1 protein-coding gene is annotated in these 430 nt (G+C 66.5%); it reads right to left on the bottom strand.

The window, feature by feature from the left end; genetic code table 11:
- The coding region (locus tag J5M67_RS28915; RefSeq protein ID WP_207888738.1) for a glycosyltransferase family 2 protein at positions 1-379 on the bottom strand (379 nt) is incomplete at its 3' end.
- Positions 380-430 lie beyond the last annotated feature (51 nt).

The following is a 430-nucleotide window of genomic DNA, read 5'->3' as shown; positions in this document are numbered from 1 at the left end:
ACCAGCCGCTGTGGCGTACCCAGGTGCCGCAGAAGCTCGAGAGCCGATCGAGCGAATAGACCGGCGCGCGTGGCGCGCGTATTGCCGCCCGGATCGACGCGGCGAGTTCGGGCGTGACGATTTCGTCGGTGTCGACCGACAGGATCCAGTCGGTGTCGAGCGCGGATACCGCGCGGTTCTTTTGCGGCCCGAAACCTGGCCAGTCGGCGGCAACGATTACGCGTGCGCCATGGGCTTTCGCGATATCGACGGTTGCGTCGGTGCTGCCGCCGTCGACGACGATGACGTCGTCGGCGAACGACAGCGCGCTGAGGCATTCGGCGAGCCGGGCCGCGGCGTTGTAGGCGATGAGGGCGACGCCGAGAGTGGGTTCTGCCATGAAAGCGGTGTCTGAATGCGAGAGAGGATTGAGCGTTGCGCAGTGAGCGCG

Origin of the sequence: Pseudomonas sp. 30_B, from assembly GCF_017491605.1 — a bacterium.
Lineage (GTDB): Bacteria > Pseudomonadota > Gammaproteobacteria > Pseudomonadales > Pseudomonadaceae > Pseudomonas.
The sequence above is the reverse complement of the archived record's forward strand: the minus strand, read 5'-3'. Positions and strand labels throughout refer to the sequence as shown.